Source organism: Bacillus sp. z60-11, from assembly GCF_046464135.1.
GTDB classification, from domain to species: domain Bacteria; phylum Bacillota; class Bacilli; order Bacillales; family Bacillaceae; genus Bacillus; species Bacillus sonorensis_A.
In genome coordinates this window covers 49,238-65,457 of sequence record NZ_JBIYSN010000008.1, presented here as the reverse complement: position 1 = coordinate 65,457, position 16,220 = coordinate 49,238, and the positions used below count along the sequence as shown (strand labels likewise).

At 45.8% G+C, this 16,220-nt stretch carries 17 protein-coding genes; 12 read left to right on the top strand and 5 right to left on the bottom strand.

The window, feature by feature from the left end:
- The first annotated feature begins 100 nt into the window (after positions 1-100).
- Both ACINLD_RS19835 and ACINLD_RS19830 read left to right on the top strand, forming a co-directional pair.
- The gene (locus ACINLD_RS19835) at positions 101-1,264 is read left to right on the top strand and encodes an iron-containing alcohol dehydrogenase (protein ID WP_409444189.1); all 1,164 of its coding nucleotides are present in this window, start codon (positions 101-103) and stop codon (positions 1,262-1,264) included.
- Between the two features lie 300 nt (positions 1,265-1,564).
- On the top strand, positions 1,565-2,917 hold the full coding sequence (locus tag ACINLD_RS19830; RefSeq protein WP_026588547.1) for a glucose-6-phosphate isomerase: 1,353 nt from the start codon (positions 1,565-1,567) through the stop codon (positions 2,915-2,917).
- Between the two features lie 45 nt (positions 2,918-2,962).
- On the opposite strand, the gene ACINLD_RS19825 is transcribed toward ACINLD_RS19830, so the two are convergent.
- Together ACINLD_RS19825 and ACINLD_RS19820 are read right to left on the bottom strand one after the other, a co-directional pair.
- A complete protein-coding gene (locus ACINLD_RS19825) occupies positions 2,963-3,481 on the bottom strand; it encodes a GNAT family N-acetyltransferase (protein ID WP_409444187.1) in 519 nt (172 codons plus the stop codon).
- A gap of 106 nt (positions 3,482-3,587) precedes the next feature.
- Complete coding sequence (locus tag ACINLD_RS19820) at positions 3,588-3,968, bottom strand: VOC family protein (RefSeq protein ID WP_026588545.1); 381 nt, start codon at positions 3,966-3,968, stop codon at positions 3,588-3,590.
- A 252-nt stretch (positions 3,969-4,220) separates the two neighbouring features.
- Here ACINLD_RS19820 and ACINLD_RS19815 point away from each other — a divergent pair, with 252 nt between their 5' ends.
- Together ACINLD_RS19815 and ACINLD_RS19810 are read left to right on the top strand one after the other, a co-directional pair.
- Complete coding sequence (locus ACINLD_RS19815; protein ID WP_026588544.1) at positions 4,221-4,787, top strand: DUF421 domain-containing protein; 567 nt, start codon at positions 4,221-4,223, stop codon at positions 4,785-4,787.
- Between the two features lie 46 nt (positions 4,788-4,833).
- Complete coding sequence (locus ACINLD_RS19810; RefSeq protein WP_026588543.1) at positions 4,834-5,238, top strand: YugN-like family protein; 405 nt, start codon at positions 4,834-4,836, stop codon at positions 5,236-5,238.
- Here the strand turns inward: ACINLD_RS19810 and ACINLD_RS19805 are convergent.
- A complete protein-coding gene (locus ACINLD_RS19805) occupies positions 5,235-6,218 on the bottom strand; it encodes a potassium channel family protein (RefSeq protein ID WP_409444185.1) in 984 nt (327 codons plus the stop codon). The genes ACINLD_RS19810 and ACINLD_RS19805 overlap by 4 nt on opposite strands.
- Entirely contained in the window at positions 6,215-6,469 is a 255-nt protein-coding gene (locus ACINLD_RS19800) for a protein mistic (RefSeq protein WP_026588541.1), read from the bottom strand. The genes ACINLD_RS19805 and ACINLD_RS19800 overlap by 4 nt, the downstream gene beginning before the upstream one ends.
- A gap of 172 nt (positions 6,470-6,641) precedes the next feature.
- Here ACINLD_RS19800 and ACINLD_RS19795 point away from each other — a divergent pair, with 172 nt between their 5' ends.
- The 7 genes from ACINLD_RS19795 (at position 6,642) to ACINLD_RS19765 (ending at position 13,248) form a co-directional block, all read left to right on the top strand.
- Positions 6,642-6,866 (top strand): hypothetical protein, encoded by a 225-nt coding sequence (locus ACINLD_RS19795; RefSeq protein WP_026588540.1) that lies wholly within the window; start codon positions 6,642-6,644, stop codon positions 6,864-6,866.
- Positions 6,867-6,969: 103 nt separating this feature from the next.
- Positions 6,970-7,644: a zinc metallopeptidase gene (locus ACINLD_RS19790; RefSeq protein WP_026588539.1), complete on the top strand. Its 675-nt coding sequence runs from the start codon at positions 6,970-6,972 to the stop codon at positions 7,642-7,644.
- A gap of 52 nt (positions 7,645-7,696) precedes the next feature.
- Entirely contained in the window at positions 7,697-8,986 is a 1,290-nt protein-coding gene (locus ACINLD_RS19785; protein ID WP_026588538.1) for a hemolysin family protein, read from the top strand.
- 180 nt (positions 8,987-9,166) lie between these two features.
- Positions 9,167-9,952 (top strand): GH12 family glycosyl hydrolase domain-containing protein, encoded by a 786-nt coding sequence (locus tag ACINLD_RS19780; protein WP_026588537.1) that lies wholly within the window; start codon positions 9,167-9,169, stop codon positions 9,950-9,952.
- A 106-nt stretch (positions 9,953-10,058) separates the two neighbouring features.
- The gene (locus ACINLD_RS19775; RefSeq protein WP_409444183.1) at positions 10,059-11,759 is read left to right on the top strand and encodes a glycoside hydrolase family 13 protein; all 1,701 of its coding nucleotides are present in this window, start codon (positions 10,059-10,061) and stop codon (positions 11,757-11,759) included.
- A gap of 30 nt (positions 11,760-11,789) precedes the next feature.
- Positions 11,790-12,191, top strand: a complete 402-nt coding sequence (locus tag ACINLD_RS19770) for a secondary thiamine-phosphate synthase enzyme YjbQ (protein ID WP_026588536.1) — start codon at positions 11,790-11,792, stop codon at positions 12,189-12,191.
- A gap of 16 nt (positions 12,192-12,207) precedes the next feature.
- Positions 12,208-13,248, top strand: a complete 1,041-nt coding sequence (locus ACINLD_RS19765) for a nitronate monooxygenase (protein ID WP_277691565.1) — start codon at positions 12,208-12,210, stop codon at positions 13,246-13,248.
- On the opposite strand, the gene ACINLD_RS19760 is transcribed toward ACINLD_RS19765, so the two are convergent.
- Complete coding sequence (locus ACINLD_RS19760; protein WP_077735479.1) at positions 13,241-13,978, bottom strand: protein-glutamine gamma-glutamyltransferase; 738 nt, start codon at positions 13,976-13,978, stop codon at positions 13,241-13,243. The two genes, ACINLD_RS19765 and ACINLD_RS19760, sit on opposite strands and share 8 nt — an antisense overlap.
- 135 nt (positions 13,979-14,113) lie before the next feature.
- Between ACINLD_RS19760 and ACINLD_RS19755 the strand changes: the two genes are divergently transcribed.
- Positions 14,114-16,099 carry a methyl-accepting chemotaxis protein gene (locus tag ACINLD_RS19755; protein ID WP_026588533.1) on the top strand — a complete coding sequence of 662 codons (1,986 nt, stop codon included), beginning with the start codon at positions 14,114-14,116 and terminating at the stop codon, positions 16,097-16,099.
- Positions 16,100-16,220 lie beyond the last annotated feature (121 nt).

Genomic DNA, 16,220 nt, shown 5'->3' with positions numbered 1-16,220 from the left:
ATAGATTGTGAACGTTTTGGATAGTTTATACGTATAAAAGCAGATCGCTTTACATAGCGTACAGCCTTTTCACATAATAGTGGTTAAAGGAGGAGATTAGATGGATCAATTTACATATTGGAATCCGACCAAACTGATTTTCGGACGCGGAGAAGTGGAAAAACTTCCAGAAGAAATTAAACCATACGGCTCCAACATTTTGCTCATTTACGGCGGAGGCAGCATTAAGCGAAACGGTTTATACGATCAAGTCGTCTCGATCCTCGAAAAAGCGGGTGCAAATGTTCATGAACTGGCCGGTGTTGAACCGAATCCGCGCGTCGCCACAGTCAATAAAGGCGCGGCGATCTGCAAGGAGAATGATATTGATTTTCTTCTGGCGGTTGGAGGCGGAAGTGTCATCGACTGTACGAAAGCGATTGCAGCGGGCGCTAAATATGATGGTGACGCCTGGGATATTGTTACAAAAAAACATATTCCGACTGAAGCGCTCCCGTTCGGAACGGTACTCACATTAGCGGCGACCGGATCTGAAATGAATTCAGGGTCTGTGATTACCAATTGGGAAACAAATGAAAAATACGGATGGGGGAGCCCGCTTGTATTCCCTAAGTTCTCAATCCTAGATCCGGTCAACACGTTTACGGTACCTAAAGATCATACGATTTACGGCATGGTCGATATGATGTCCCATGTGTTTGAACAATATTTTCATCATGTCGAAAATACCCCTTATCAGGACCGGATGTGTGAAAGCCTGTTAAGAACGGTGATTGAAACCGCTCCTAAGCTCATTGACGACCTTGAAAATTATGAACTGCGCGAAACGATTCTCTTCACGGGTACGATTGCCTTAAACGGCATGCTGTCAATGGGAGCCCGCGGCGACTGGGCGACACACAACATCGAGCACGCCGTCAGCGCCGTTTACGATATTCCTCATGCCGGAGGACTTGCCATCCTCTTCCCGAACTGGATGAAGCACACGCTTTCTGAAAATGTCGGCCGCTTTAAACAGCTTGCCGTCCGTGTGTTTGACGTTGATGAAACAGGCAAAACAGATCGTGAAGTGGCTCTGGCGGGTATTGAAAAGCTTTCAGAATTCTGGACGAGTCTTGGAGCGCCGAGCCGCCTCAGCGATTATGATATCACGGATGAAAAGCTTGATCTCATTGCCGACAAAGCGATGGCCAACGGAGAATTCGGCCGTTTTAAAACGTTGAATAAAGCGGATGTTCTGTCCATCCTGAAAGCTTCGCTGTAACTACAAAACGGCTCCGGAAAGGAACGCTCTTTCCGAGCCGCTTTTTGATTTGTTGTCATTTTGACAAAAATTCAAAGTTCCATGCGAATTCGGCATTTTTGGCTGCCAAGCCGCCATCAAGGCATTGGTCGCTCCTGTTCATCACTTGATTTCGCGATGGAGTTCATATAAAGTGAAAAGGGAAGAGGCTGTCGCCTTAAATCGACATGTTTAACAGACCCATACTAGCCGGAGCCCGAGTCAAAAATGAAAGCGCTGGCGGGAATATTAGAAAACAGTGAGAACTGGAGGTTTATTCATATGACGCATGTCCGTTTTGATTACTCAAGAGCATTGCCATTTTTTAAAGAAAAAGAGCTTACATATCTGCGTGATTTCGTAAAGGTTGCCCATCACTCGATTCATGAAAAAACCGGTGCCGGCAGCGACTTTTTAGGCTGGGTGGATCTTCCGTCCAACTATGACAAAGAAGAATTTGCCCGCATTCAAACAAGCGCCGAAAAAATTAAAAACGACTCTGACGTCCTTCTTGTCGTAGGAATCGGCGGTTCTTATCTCGGCGCGAGAGCAGCGATTGAAATGCTGAATCATTCATTCTACAACACCCTGCCGAAAGAAAAACGGAAAACGCCTCAAGTCATTTTTATCGGCAACAATATCAGCTCTTCCTATATGAAAGATGTCATGGACCTTCTCGAAGACGCCGATTTTTCAATCAACGTCATTTCCAAATCAGGAACAACGACTGAACCGGCGATCGCCTTCCGGATTTTCCGCAAGCTTCTGGAAGAGAAATACGGAAAAGAAGAAGCGAAACGCCGCATTTATGCGACAACAGATAAAGAGCGCGGCGCACTAAAAACGCTGGCCAATGAAGAAGGCTTTGAATCATTTATCATTCCTGACGATGTCGGCGGACGGTATTCTGTCCTGACTGCGGTTGGGCTGCTTCCGATTGCCGTCAGCGGTGTTGATATCGATGACATGATGAAAGGCGCTCAAGATGCAAGCAAAGATTTTTCCGTATCAGAGCTAGAGGATAACCCGGCTTACCAATACGCGGTTGTCAGAAACGTTCTTTATAATAAAGGAAAAACAATCGAAATGCTGATCAACTACGAGCCTGGCCTTCAGTACTTTGCGGAATGGTGGAAGCAGCTGTTCGGCGAAAGCGAAGGAAAAGACGAAAAAGGGATTTACCCTTCTTCCGCCAATTTCTCTACCGATCTTCACTCACTTGGACAATATGTTCAAGAAGGAAGAAGAGATATGTTTGAAACCGTCTTGAATGTTGAAAAGCCAAGACATGAACTGACGATCGAAGAAGCGGACAATGACCTTGACGGCCTGAACTATTTAGCGGGCAAAACCGTCGATTTCGTCAATAAAAAAGCGTTCCAAGGCACGATGCTCGCACATACGGACGGAAATGTGCCGAACCTGATCGTGAACGTACCGGAAATGAACGCCTATACGTTTGGCTACCTTGTATACTTCTTTGAAAAAGCCTGCGCGATGAGCGGATATCTGCTCGGTGTCAACCCGTTTGACCAGCCTGGGGTTGAAGCTTACAAAGTGAACATGTTCGCCCTTCTCGGCAAACCGGGATTTGAAGAGAAAAAAGCGGAGCTTGAAAAACGCTTGAATCAATAAGAAGAGAAAATGGCCGGCAGCACAGTGAAGTGCAGCCGGCCATTTTTACGTTTTGTGCAATATGTAGGACGGGTGGTGAAGGCCTGTTGGCGGATAAAATTCGTCATGTGTATAACGGAAGCCGAGCTTGTTCAAGAGCTTTCGTGAAGCCTGGTTTTCAGGATGGTGGCCGGCAAACAGCTTGCTTGCGTTTACTTTTGTATAAGCATAATCAATCATGGATATGGCAGCTTCACTAGCATAGCCTTTATGCCACATCGAACGCACGAGATGAAATCCGATTTCATAAACCCGCTCATCAAGGTTGTATGGACGGAGTCCGCAACATCCGATAAAGGCATGATTGTCTATGGCGAAAATCGGAAAATATTGAACACCGTCCGTTTGATATTGTTCGATTTCTTGCTGTAAACGGTTTTTTACCTCTTCAGCTTCAAGCCTGCCGCGGCTGGATATATATGCTGTTACATCCGGATCTCCCCACAATACGTTTGCTAAATCCATATCCTCTTTTGACCATAGCGAAAACCCAATCCGTTTCGATTGCAGAAAATAGTCCCTCATTCATCTATCCACTCCCTATAGATTCCTCATCATGATTTTACCACGGCTTCCGCTGGCAAAAGAGGGGGACTGGGAAGGGGAGTACTCCAGATGAGTCTGTTTTTTATTACATGTTCGCCATTGATTTAGAAACTTCAAGCAGCTCAATTTTATTATCGAACGGGTCGACAATGACCGTATAATGACCCGGAGGACATGTTTGCGGTTCTTCGTACAAAACGTGTACACCGTTTTGTTTCAGGTGATTCATGTCCTTCTTTATATCATCGGTCTGTAAACCAAGTACGACTTGTGAATGTTCTCCATACTCTAAGGTGTTCGGTTTCGAAGCTTTCTCAAGAATAATTGGAAAACCGTCGACATTTAATTCAATGATATTTTCCCCATACTCTTTTTCCAATTTAAAATTCAATTTTTCACAATAAAAACTCTTCGCTTCTTTCATATCCGTTACTTTAATGGATACCATGCAAACCTTAACATTCACCTTTTGCACCTGCTTTCTTTATATGCGATACAGTAATTTTCATCAATTACATTTTCTTCAATCGAAAATAAAAATCCTTCTTTTAATGGGCAGATCAATGAAAACTGGACCGGTCCTGAGGTCTTTCGGAGCATTCGATATATCTCATTTCCTCTTTTGAATATTCGTTATTTGCCAGTTTTGCCGCAAACATACTCATAAGAAAACACTTCTGAACCATAATAAAGAAATAAAAAGGTTTGGGGTGAGGTCATGCTTTTTGTTCTGAAAACACTTCTTCTTATTTTAACGGGGATTATCCTGTTGAGAATTTCCGGAAGAAAATCGATATCGCAAATGACGATAGCGACAACCGTCGTCATGATTTCCATCGGAACGATCATCGTTCAGCCAATCATCGAAGACAGCGTCTTCAAAACGGTGACAGCCGCATCAATTTTTATCATCGTTCTCTTGTTGATCGAGTATTTAAAAATGAAATTTGACTTTTTTGAAACCCTTATAGCGGGAAAAGCGGTTGTCCTGATCGAAAATGGGGAATTGCAAACAGACAACCTCAAAAAACACCGACTGACCGTCGACCAGCTGGAAATGAGGCTGAGAACCCAGGGAATTTCAAAATTATCTGATGTCAAAAACGCAACCCTGGAGTCTAATGGCCAGATCGGCTATGAATTAACTGATGATGCAAAGCCTTTTACCGTCGGGGAGTATAAAAAATTTCTGCAAATGCAAAACAATGCACTGCAGCCGGAGGGTACGCTCTTTAACGAAATTACAGAAGGCCATTTGAACAAGCCTGACAAAGAATTACGGTAGTGATGCTGATGTAAGGTAAATGTAAAAACGAAAAAGGGGTTTTTTTATGATAAACATACCATCTGAATTGGAAAATCGTTCTTTCTCGCTCTATCACCTTGAACAAACGCTAAAACCGCTCGGATATGTGATCAGCGGGGGATGGGAGTACGACCACGGCTTTTTTGACTATAAGATGGATGATCAAGACGGATATTTGTTTTTGCGGGTGCCGTTTGAGGCGGAAGACGGACAGCTTGATTCGCAAAACGCGACAGTCAAATTGGGCAAGCCGTTTTTGCTGCGCCATGTTTATCAGGAGGCGCTCGATGATCACGTCATTCAGGGGAATTTTCGTGCCTCCTTTGACCAATTTGCAGAGCCAAAGGAAAAAGATGCCGATATCGCAAGTGTCTATGAAGATCTGGGCCGTTCTTATGTAAAAGAACTCGAACAGGCGCTGTTGTCTTAAAGCGCCAGCAACTGATCAGTCGGCTCGAGTTTGTACGAAAAGGAAGGCGATAAAGCCGGTCCGTCTTTTTGCTGAATACCGACAAGCAAAATATCGTCATTCAAAAAGTGATGGATCGCATCTTGGAACGTTTTTCCTTGCAAAGATGCCGGAACAGGAAAGGCATGGACTTTTAAATGAATGTCGGCTTCTTCGAAAACCGGACCAGGAAGCTGGCTTTTAATGAGAAAATGCTGCAGCATCGCGGTTTTTAATAACTCAGCCGTACTGATAATTTGACTTGCTCCGGCCCGCTCGGCATTCTTTTTTTGTTTTTCCGTCAGGATTTCGGCGATGCAATAAACGGAAGGGTTCAGCCCTTTGACAGCCACTAATGTTAAGATGGTCTGCGTATCTGCGGCCGCTTCGTTTTTATGCTGATCAGCGGTTATCAAAACAATGCCGGCCTTTTCGATATTGGCACTTGTTAATGTGGCATCGTCTGCGGCATGTCCGCTGATGAAGTGAACGTCCTCCATCAGCGGGCCTTCCTTTAATGTTTCATCAATCAGCACGATCGTTTTGCCGGGATTGTTGGCTTGCAGAGAGCGAATCAGTTTATTGGATTTTTCGTTCCAGCCGACCAGAACGATATGCCCCTTTCCTTTGTAATTCACCTTGCCTTCTGCATAGCGCTGCTGCCTATTGAAAGCCGCTGTCGCCATCGTTGCAAAATAGGCCGTCACAAAAGCGGCGCCTAATAAAATGAGCACCATGCTGACAAGTTTTCCAGCGGCCGTCTTCGGCACCGCATCGCCGTATCCGACGGTCGAGACGGTAATGAGCGACCACCAAATCCCGTCAAAGACATTTGAAAATTGATCAGGTTCAACGATTGTGATCAGTTCTCCAAAAATAATGATCAATAAAAGGATGATGATAGAAACCCGAACATACATCGGCCATCTAAGCCATGCGATAAAAATACGGTTTGATTTCACGTTTTTTCACCATCCTGCAAAAGGGAAAACGATAAAATTTCTTTTATGATCGCGTTTAATTTTTGATTGATGCTTTCTTTTCCATGGTGTTCAATCGCTTTTTTGATAATGTCCGCGGTTTCATCTTCATACTCGATCAGCGGCTCGTCTTTTTCCGATTCGTTGTAAAGGAGAATGAATGCATCAAGCCCTTCATTCATTTTATCAATCGCTGTGCTCAGCTGTTCTTTTTCTTGGTCTGTAACTTTCACCGTGCCACCACCCGCTGCGCTTTTTTTATTCAGTATATCCAAATATTTTCAGGAGAAAACAACAGGGAGTTACCGACAATAGATATGAGAGATATGATATTTTTGATGCGCCGGTATAACAGTTCCGATCCCTCCATACAATTTTACAAAACGGGTGGGGGATGCGAGTTGAATGTCCTGTTTATTGAGAATCATCCTGGTGTTGATCGGCGTGCAGCTGATGGCGGGCGCGGCCATTCAATTCATTTTTGATTTGAATTCCGTCTACCTGACGACAAATGAAGTGTTTTGGAGCGAGTTTTTCAAGGAGCTGACGGTAAGGCCGCCATTGTATGTGATGATTTCGGGAATGGCCTGTTGTTTTATCGGGATTTGTTTTCCGCGGAAAAGCAGGTAATGCATTTTCCTGTACAAAGGGGATCCCCTCAAATAAAATATATTTTAACCATTTCGAATTCATAAACCATTTTACTTTAAAGAGGGAAGATGATTTGATGAGCATGATTTTTTTGTTATTGACATTTGCTGCATTAGGTTTATCAATTTGGGCACAATTTAAAGTAAAGAGTAACTTTGAAAAATATTCAAAAGTGGAGGCCTCAAGCGGAAGAACGGGGGCGGAAGTGGCCAGACAGATTCTCGACCGCAACGGCCTCTACGATGTTCCGGTTGAACCGGTAAGAGGAACCTTGACAGACCATTATGACCCGACAGCGCGCGTTGTACGGTTATCTGAACCCGTATATTACGGCCGTTCGATCGCTTCAGTTTCCGTTGCTTCCCATGAATGCGGACATGCCTTGCAGCATCAGGAATCATACGGCGCCCTTGTTTTAAGGCATAAGATGTTCCCGATTGTCAACTTTTCTTCGGGAGTGGCGCCGTTTTTATTTCTTGGCGGCTTATTGCTTGGAAGCCTGAATCTGATCGGCCTCGGCATCATACTGTTTTCCGCAGCCGTACTCTTTCAGCTTGTGACGCTGCCTGTTGAATTCAACGCAAGCTCCAGGGCAAAACGGATCATCGTCTCGGAAGGAATGATCCGCAACACTGAAGAAAGAGGCGTCAGCAAAGTACTTGATGCCGCGGCATTGACATATGTAGCCGCAGCGCTCGTTTCATTGTTTGAACTGCTGCGCTTCGTAGCGATTTTCCTGTCCGGCCGTAATGACTAACCATTCGTCAGAGGAGGTGACCCCTTACCAATTCATTTGGTAAGGGTTTTTTTTGAATATCTTAAATCTCATACTCGTCATGCTTTTAATTGCAGCAACAGCTTTTTTTGTTGTCGCCGAGTTCGCGATTGTTAAAATTCGCGGGACAAAAATCGATCAATTGGTGGAAAACGGGGATACGCGGGCGATTGCAGCCAAAAAGGTGATTTCAAATTTAGATGAATACTTATCGGCCTGCCAGCTGGGAATCACGATCACCGCTTTAGGGCTCGGCTGGCTCGGGGAATCTACATTTGAGAGGATCATTCACCCGCTTTTCGAACTCTTCGGTCTGCCTGAGTCGGTCATAAGGATCGGGTCAGTGGTGACCGCTTTTGTGATTATTACGTTTTTGCATGTTGTGGTCGGTGAGCTGGCTCCGAAAACGATTGCCATTCAAAAGGCGGAAGCCGTCAGCCTCTGGACGGCGAAGCCGCTGATTCTTTTTTATAAAATCATGTATCCCTTCATTAAATTATTAAACGGCTCGGCCCGTCTGCTGACCAGACTTTTTGGTTTCCATTCGGTCAAAGAACATGAAGTGGCCATCAGTGAGGAAGAGCTGCGAATTATGCTGTCTGAAAGCTATAAAAAAGGCGAGATCAACCAGTCGGAGTTTAAGTATGTCAACAAAATCTTTGAGTTTGACAACAGGCTGGCGCGGGAAATCATGGTTCCGAGAACGGAGATGGCGACGCTTGATGAAGATCAGGCCATCAAGGAAGCGATTGAAACCGTTATGAATGAACGCTATACGAGATATCCGGTCATTAAGGATGATAAAGATCATATTATCGGAATCGTCAACAGCAAGGATCTGTTTAAATCCTATTTCCTTGATCAGTCGATCCATTTAACCGAAATCATGAGGCCGGTGATCAGGGTGATTGAAAGCATCCCGATTCAGGAACTATTGATTCGGATGCAGAAAGAGCGTATTCATATGGCGATCCTTGCTGATGAGTACGGCGGAACGGCGGGGCTTGTGACGGTAGAAGATATTTTGGAAGAAATCGTCGGGGAAATCAGGGATGAATTTGATCAGGATGAAATGCCTCACATCGTTAAAAAAGGCGAGCATCATTATATTATGGACGGCAAAGCGTTAATTGACGAAGTGAATGATCTTCTTCATATTGCGATCGATAATGAAGAGGTGGATACGATCGCCGGGTGGCTCTTGACGCAAAAAATGGAGCTGAAAAACGGCGATGTCTTTAAGACGGAAGGATGCGAATTTAAAATTCTTGATGCCGAAGATCACCATATTCGCTTTGTTGAAATAAAAAAAACAGACTTTTAACCCGGATTGCGGTTTAAAAGTCTGTTTTTAGTTCGATAGCAGCTGAAAACTTCTTTTTTTTGGCGATTTTTTTAAAGTTAAGTATAATGATCTATGGAAAATCATGACTTTCTATGAATGTGCTGCTGCCGATTCTTTTTTATAATGGTCGTGTATTATCACGAGGAGGTTCATAAAACGTTGAAAAAACATTCGTTCGCAAAATCGCTTCTTTTGTGGGGCTTCGCGCTCACCATCTTATTGGCGGGACCGTTCACGGCGCTTGCCGCGTCTTCATCCAAGCCAGCGGAAAAAATGTATTTTAAAAACAATCAATACTACATATTCAACAATGTCTGGGGAGCCGACCAGGTCAGCGGCTGGTGGCAGACGATTTATCATAACAGTGATTCGGATTTAGGCTGGGTATGGAATTGGCCGAGCACGACAAGCACAGTTAAAGCCTATCCGTCGATCGTCAGCGGCTGGCACTGGACGGAAGGCTATACGAAAGGAAGCGGCTTCCCGACCCGTTTGTCAGATCAGAAAAACATCAGCACGAATGTCAGTTATTCGATCAGTGCGAACGGCACATACAACGCGGCATACGACATTTGGCTGCACAACACGAATCATGCGAGCTGGGACACCGCTCCAACCGATGAAATCATGATCTGGCTGAACAACACCAATGCAGGCCCCGCAGGTTCCTATGTCGAAACCGTGTCAGTCGGCGGGCACAAATGGAAGGTGTATAAAGGCTACATTGATGCCGGAGGCGGAAAAGGCTGGAATGTCTATTCATTTGTCAGAACGTCAAACACCCGGAGTGCTAGCCTGAACATCCGCGACTTCACCGATTATTTGGCCGATTCAAAAAACTGGCTCAGCAAAACGAAGTATGTCAGCAGTGTCGAATTTGGTACAGAAGTATTCGGAGGAACAGGACAAATCAATATTTCCAATTGGGATGTGAAGGTTCATTGATTTTTGCCACCGCTCTTTTTAAAGGGCGGTGGTTTGTTTATGAAACAGTTCATAACTTGTATTGTTTCCTTATATAATATGGAAACAACAGCTAAGGAGTGTTTGAATGACAAGGGCATGGTGGAAAGAAGCGGTCGTCTATCAAATCTATCCGCGCAGTTTTATGGATTCCGACGGGGACGGGATCGGGGATTTGAACGGGATCAGGATGAAGCTGCCTTATATTCAGGAGCTTGGTGCGGATGCGATCTGGATCTGTCCGGTCTTTGATTCCCCTAATGCCGACAATGGCTACGACATCAGGTATTATCAAAGCATCATGAAAGAATTCGGGACGATGGCCGACTTTGACGCATTATTGGCCGAAGCGCACCGGCTCGGTTTGAAACTGATCATTGACCTCGTCATCAATCATACAAGTGATGAGCATCCATGGTTCATTGAATCAAGGTCAGACAAAACATCGCCAAAACGGGACTGGTATATTTGGAAGGACGGGAAAGGCGGGCATGAGCCAAACAATTGGGAAAGCATATTCGGCGGTTCCGCCTGGAGCTTTGATCCAAAAACAGATCAGTACTATCTCCACATTTTTGACGAAAAACAGCCCGATTTGAATTGGGAAAACGGTGATATGCGCCGCTCGCTCTACAGCATGATCAATTGGTGGCTTGATAAAGGAATCGACGGCTTTAGAGTGGACGCGATTTCGCATATTAAGAAAAAAGCAGGGCTTCCGGATCTCCCCAATCCAGAAGGGCTCCGATTTGTCCCGTCCTTTGCCTTCCATATGAATGTTGAGGGAATCATGGACTTTCTCCTGGAACTGAAGGAAGAAACATTCGCCAGGCATCCTGATATCATGACGGTCGGAGAAGCGAATGGAGTCAGCGCTGAAGAAGCGGAGGCATGGGTCGGCGAGAAAAACGGCATCTTCAACATGATTTTTCAATTTGAACATCTCGGACTTTGGGATATTGACGATGAAGAACAGATCGACATCGTGCGCCTGAAGCGAATTTTGTCAAGCTGGCAGACCGCTCTTGAAGTGACGGGATGGAATGCGCTTTTTATCGAAAATCACGATCAGCCTCGCGCCGTTTCAGTTTGGGGGGAGGATGGGACTTACAGAATTGAAAGTGCAAAAGCTTTGGCTGCGATGTATTTTTTGATGAAGGGAACACCGTTTATTTTTCAAGGCCAGGAAATCGGCATGACAAACGCGGCATTCTCTCGTATAGAAGATTATGACGATGTTTCCGTCAAAAGGTTCTATCGTATTCAGAAAGAAAAAGGCCGCTCACATGAAGACATCATGAAGGCGGTGCGGAAAAAGAGCAGAGACAACGCCAGAACACCGATGCAATGGACGGATGGGCAAAATGCCGGGTTTACCTGCGGGAAGCCGTGGCTGAACATCAATGACAATTATTGCACGATCAATGTCGCAAACGAGCAAAAAGAGAGGCATTCCATCTACCGCTTTTATAAACAGATCATCGCCCTCAGAAAACGCCATGACGTTTTCATCGATGGAACGTTTGAGCTGCTTCTTCCAGAGGACCCGCAGATTATAGCCTATTTGCGCAAGCTTGGGGGAGAGAAAGCGATTGTGATTGTGAACTTAAGCCGGCGTATTGCATTTTATCAGCATTCAGCATATCCATTATCAAGCGACATGCTCCTCATGTCCAATATCGATATCCAAAACCATAAACATCTGACTTCCTTTATCATGAAGCCGTATGAAGCACGCATTTACTTATATTCAGAAAGGAAATCGGCGACTTTTAACGAAGTGAAGTAATGGGCGCGAAAAGAAAGGAGCCGATTGTATATGCTGAAAAAAATACGGATACAGACAGCCCGGCGCGATGAAATGCTTGACATCACTGATGAAGTGCAACAGTTTATCACGGAAAAGGGCGTTTCAAACGGCGCCGTGATCATCTATTGCCCCCATACAACAGCCGGGATTACGATAAACGAAAACGCTGATCCCGATGTAAAACGCGATATGCTGAGACGGTTTGATGAAGTGTATCCTTGGGAGCATCGACTTGACCGCCATATGGAAGGCAATACTGCCGCTCACATGAAATCGAGCACTGTCGGGGCGTCACAACACATCATCATTGCAGACGGAAAGCTGATTCTTGGCACATGGCAGGGCATTTATTTCTGCGAATTCGACGGTCCGAGATCGCGAACCTGCTATTTTAAAATCATAGCCGATTAAAAGGGGGATCACGGCAATGAACGAATTAATGAAGCTTCTCTCGCTGTCAAAGCCGATTATACAAGCGCCGATGGCCGGCGGACCGGCAACGCCCCGGCTTGCTGCCGCTGTTTCCAATCAAGGCGGTCTGGGCAGCCTGGCTTCGGGTTATTTGACACCTGCAGCTTTAAAAAGGCAGATCGAAGAAACGAAAGAGCTCACACCCGCCTTGTTTCAAGTCAATCTGTTTGTTCCGGAAAAAAGGGAACAGGTCAGCCGCGAAAAACTGGAAGGCTGGCAAAAGAAAATCCCTTTATCACAGTCGGCAGAGCCTGAGACAAGCGAGGAACAGGATTGGTCTGATTTTAATGAAAAAATTGACATCATTCTCAAATCGGATGTCAAAGTCTGTTCGTTTACGTTTGGTGTGCCGCCCGCCGAGGTTGTAGGAGAGCTTAAAAAACGACAATGCTGTTTGATCGGAACCGCAGTGTCTGTTGAAGAAGCGCTGCTGCTTGAAGAGAAAGGCATGGATGTCATCGTTGTTCAGGGAAGTGAAGCGGGCGGTCACAGGGGAGCTTTCTTACATACGAAGGGAGAGGCCGCCGTCGGGTCAATGGCCCTGATTCCGCAAGCAGCAGACCATGTGTCGGTTCCAGTAGTCGCGGCGGGAGGCATTTTTGACAAAAGAGGAGTAGCGGCAGCATTCGCGCTGGGCGCACAAGGCGTCCAATTGGGAAGCGTATTTTTGGCGTGCAGTGAAAGCGGAACATCTCAAATTTACAAGCAACAATTGATCAGGGCGGCTGAGACGGACACAAGGCTGACGAGATTGTTTTCAGGAAAACCGGCAAGAGGCATTGTCAATCAGTGGATGGAAGACAGGCGGCAAGATGAGGATGAGGCATTGCCGTATCCGCTGCAAAACGCATTGACAAAACCGATGAGAAAAAAGGCGCAGCTTGAAAACAACCCCGGCAACATGTCTTTATGGTGCGGTCAGGCCGCGCGCGCTATAGAAAAAGAAACAACCGTAGAAGAGCTGATGGAACAGCTCTGTCCCGCCGGCGTTATCTGATGATCTGAAAGATCGTCGGAATATCGACCCGTGTCACCTGACTCATCAAATAGGCGGAGGTCTGTGCATTCGGTTTTCTCAGCTTATTCAACTTTTCTATGATAGCTTCGGCGCTCAGGATACCCAATCCGTGTGCCGCATATTGATTATGGCCTAAATAAATGGCGTTTTCTCCACGCCATTGCGGCCTTTCCTGATCAAATTCGGGATTTTTAAAATACAGGCAGTCTCCGGGCAGATAATCGTTCCCTTTATCCGTGTAGATCGGAAGCTTCTCATAATGCCAGTCATATAAGATGATTCTGTCATAATGCTGATCAAACGTTTGCCCGCCAATCGTTTTGATCAACGCCATATAAAAGATGATGACGATGGCAGTTGCACATTCAAACGCATAAAGAGAGCCCCTTTCAAAAATGTCTTTTATCGCATTGGAAGGGGACACTCTGTATCTCAACTCCAATGCCCCTTCAGGCGACACCCTCCAATACGCCTCATTGCCATATGTTTTTGAAAATGTGGCAAACCTGGCACCGCTGTTGATCAGCGCCCTGGCTGATTCGATCGTATTCTCCCTGAAGCTGAGCTCGAATAACAGTTCAGACACCGTGCTGTAGCTGTAGCTGGAAGGCATGGCGAGCATCTGGTCGGCAATCTCTTTTTGCATCCCGCTGACATTCAGTTTTTCCGCATCCTCAGGGCGAAGCCAATAGCCCGAAATATTTATCATGGAAAAACACCCTTTTCCTTTTTTATTAAGATATGCCTTAAAGCTTGGGCACGAAAATGGTTTCATTTCCCGCTTTTTTTATTTAAAAAATATGATCTCTCTCCGATAAAAGTAGAGAAAGGAGAGACATCATTTATGAAAAGGCTATTGGACTGGACAAGGCGTCCTTCTATTTCAAAAAGACTCATTTTTTCATTTATATTAATTTTAACCATTCCGATTTTAGTACTTTCGTTTACTTCATACTACACGGCGAGCAGTACGCTTGAAGACGAGATCATGAGGAGCGCCAAAGACAATGTCGATGAATTGAATGAAGTGATCACCCAAAATATCGGCGCCAAGGAAACATCTATCGCGTATTTCAGCGAATGGGTGGATCAAAAGGCGTACGAGGAGAAGGGACAGGCTTCCATCAAACAAAGATTTGAGCAATTTTCGAAGCAAAATCCTGATGTGGAGCTCGTGTTCACCGGCTCGAATGAAAGCATCTATGCTCAATATCCTAATGCACCACTGCCGGATGGATATGATCCGGTGGAGAGGGATTGGTATAAACAGGCGGTAGAAAAAAAAGGCGAAACGATCGTCACAGAACCATATGAGTCGGCATCAACAGGACATATGGTTGTCACCATCGCAAAGCAAACGAAAGACGGATCAGGCGTTGTCGCGCTTGACATGAATATTGACAAGCTGATCGAAGCGGCGAACAGCATCAATATCGGCAAAACCGGCCATGCTTTCATATTAAGCAATGACAAAAACTATATCGCCGATCCTGAGATCAAGGCCGGCACTGAAGCGGGAACGGCTTTGACCGACAACATGTACAGCAAAGCAAGCGGCGTGTTTGATGTTACGGAAAAAGGTAAAGAAAAGAAAACGGTTTACACGACGAACAAATTGACTGGCTGGAAAATCGGCGGCTCGATGTATAAAGACGAAATCAAACATGCTGCACAGCCGGTCTTCAATATGGCGATCATCACGCTGGCTGGAGCCATTGTATTGGGCGGCCTTCTCGTCTACTTCATCGTCCGGGCGATCAGCAAACCGTTAAATCAGCTCGTTTCATCTGCCAAGAGCATCAGCAATGGGGATCTGACACAAAAAATCGAAGTGCGCTCCAAGGACGAACTCGGTCAGCTTGGCACAAGCTTTAACGAGATGGCCGACTCATTGCGCGCGCTGATCAGTGCCATTCAAGAATCGGTTGACAATGTAGCCTCATCCTCAGAACAGCTGACAGCAAGCGCTGATCAGACGAGCAAAGCGACCGAACATATTACATTGGCCATCGAGCGGTTCTCAAGCGGCGCTGAAAATCAGAACGAAAAAGTCGAAACAAGCTCACGACAGCTCAGCCAAATGAATGACCAGCTGACCGAAATGGCCGGTGTATCAGAAACGATTACGGCTTCATCCATTCAATCGACGGAAATTGCCGAAACAGGCGGAGAGCTCGTCCAGAAAACCGTCGGTCAGATGAATTCGATTGATCAATCAGTCAAGCAGGCTGAACGCGTTGTCAAAGGATTGGAATCAAAATCCAAAGACATCACGGCAATCCTCCGCGTGATCAACGGCATTGCCGACCAGACGAATCTTTTGGCGCTGAACGCCGCCATCGAAGCAGCGCGCGCCGGAGAATCGGGCAGAGGCTTTTCAGTCGTCGCTGAAGAAGTAAGGAAGCTCGCCGCACAATCAGCAGGATCGGCGAAAGAAATCGAGACGCTGATTCAGGACATCGTCAAAGAGATCGAACACTCTCTCAACATGTTCAAATCCGTCAACGAGGAAGTGCAGTCAGGTCTTGTCATTACAGAAGAGACGGAATCAAGCTTTAAGCAAATCTATGATATGACAAATGAAATCGCCGGAAAGCTGCAGACGATGAATGGCACGGTCGAACAATTAACAGACGGTTCACAAGCGATTTCGGGAGCGGTCGAAGAGATTGCAGATGTTTCACGAGAAAGCTCCGCCGGCATTCAGGACATTGCCGCATCGGCGGAAGAACAGCTCGCTTCCATGGAAGAGATCAGCTCATCAGCTGCAACTCTTGAACAAATGGCAGAAGAGCTTCGCGATTTAACGAAAAAATTTAAGCTTGAATAGCAGAAAGGGCTGTTTTAACAGCCCTTTCTGCGTGTCGACAAACCCTCGCATTCGTTGTCAGGCCTGCTAAGTCGGTGCGCACGAATAGAAAAAGGAACGGCGGCTAATTGCGCAGGCGTCC

Bases quoted from the DNA above. Each gene is read 5' to 3' on its own strand.
- ACINLD_RS19815 (WP_026588544.1), top strand. From the start codon at position 4,221: ATGCTTTTTGTTCTGAAAACACTTCTTCTTATTTTAACGGGGATTATC.
- ACINLD_RS19755 (WP_026588533.1), top strand. From the start codon at position 14,114: ATGAAAAGGCTATTGGACTGGACAAGGCGTCCTTCTATTTCAAAAAGA.
- ACINLD_RS19810 (WP_026588543.1), top strand. From the start codon at position 4,834: ATGATAAACATACCATCTGAATTGGAAAATCGTTCTTTCTCGCTCTAT.
- ACINLD_RS19765 (WP_277691565.1), top strand. From the start codon at position 12,208: ATGAACGAATTAATGAAGCTTCTCTCGCTGTCAAAGCCGATTATACAA.
- ACINLD_RS19835 (WP_409444189.1), top strand. From the start codon at position 101: ATGGATCAATTTACATATTGGAATCCGACCAAACTGATTTTCGGACGC.
- ACINLD_RS19790 (WP_026588539.1), top strand. From the start codon at position 6,970: ATGATTTTTTTGTTATTGACATTTGCTGCATTAGGTTTATCAATTTGG.
- ACINLD_RS19775 (WP_409444183.1), top strand. From the start codon at position 10,059: ATGACAAGGGCATGGTGGAAAGAAGCGGTCGTCTATCAAATCTATCCG.
- ACINLD_RS19825 (WP_409444187.1), bottom strand. From the start codon at position 3,481: ATGAGGGACTATTTTCTGCAATCGAAACGGATTGGGTTTTCGCTATGG.
- ACINLD_RS19770 (WP_026588536.1), top strand. From the start codon at position 11,790: ATGCTGAAAAAAATACGGATACAGACAGCCCGGCGCGATGAAATGCTT.
- ACINLD_RS19795 (WP_026588540.1), top strand. From the start codon at position 6,642: ATGTCCTGTTTATTGAGAATCATCCTGGTGTTGATCGGCGTGCAGCTG.
- ACINLD_RS19830 (WP_026588547.1), top strand. From the start codon at position 1,565: ATGACGCATGTCCGTTTTGATTACTCAAGAGCATTGCCATTTTTTAAA.
- ACINLD_RS19760 (WP_077735479.1), bottom strand. From the start codon at position 13,978: ATGATAAATATTTCGGGCTATTGGCTTCGCCCTGAGGATGCGGAAAAA.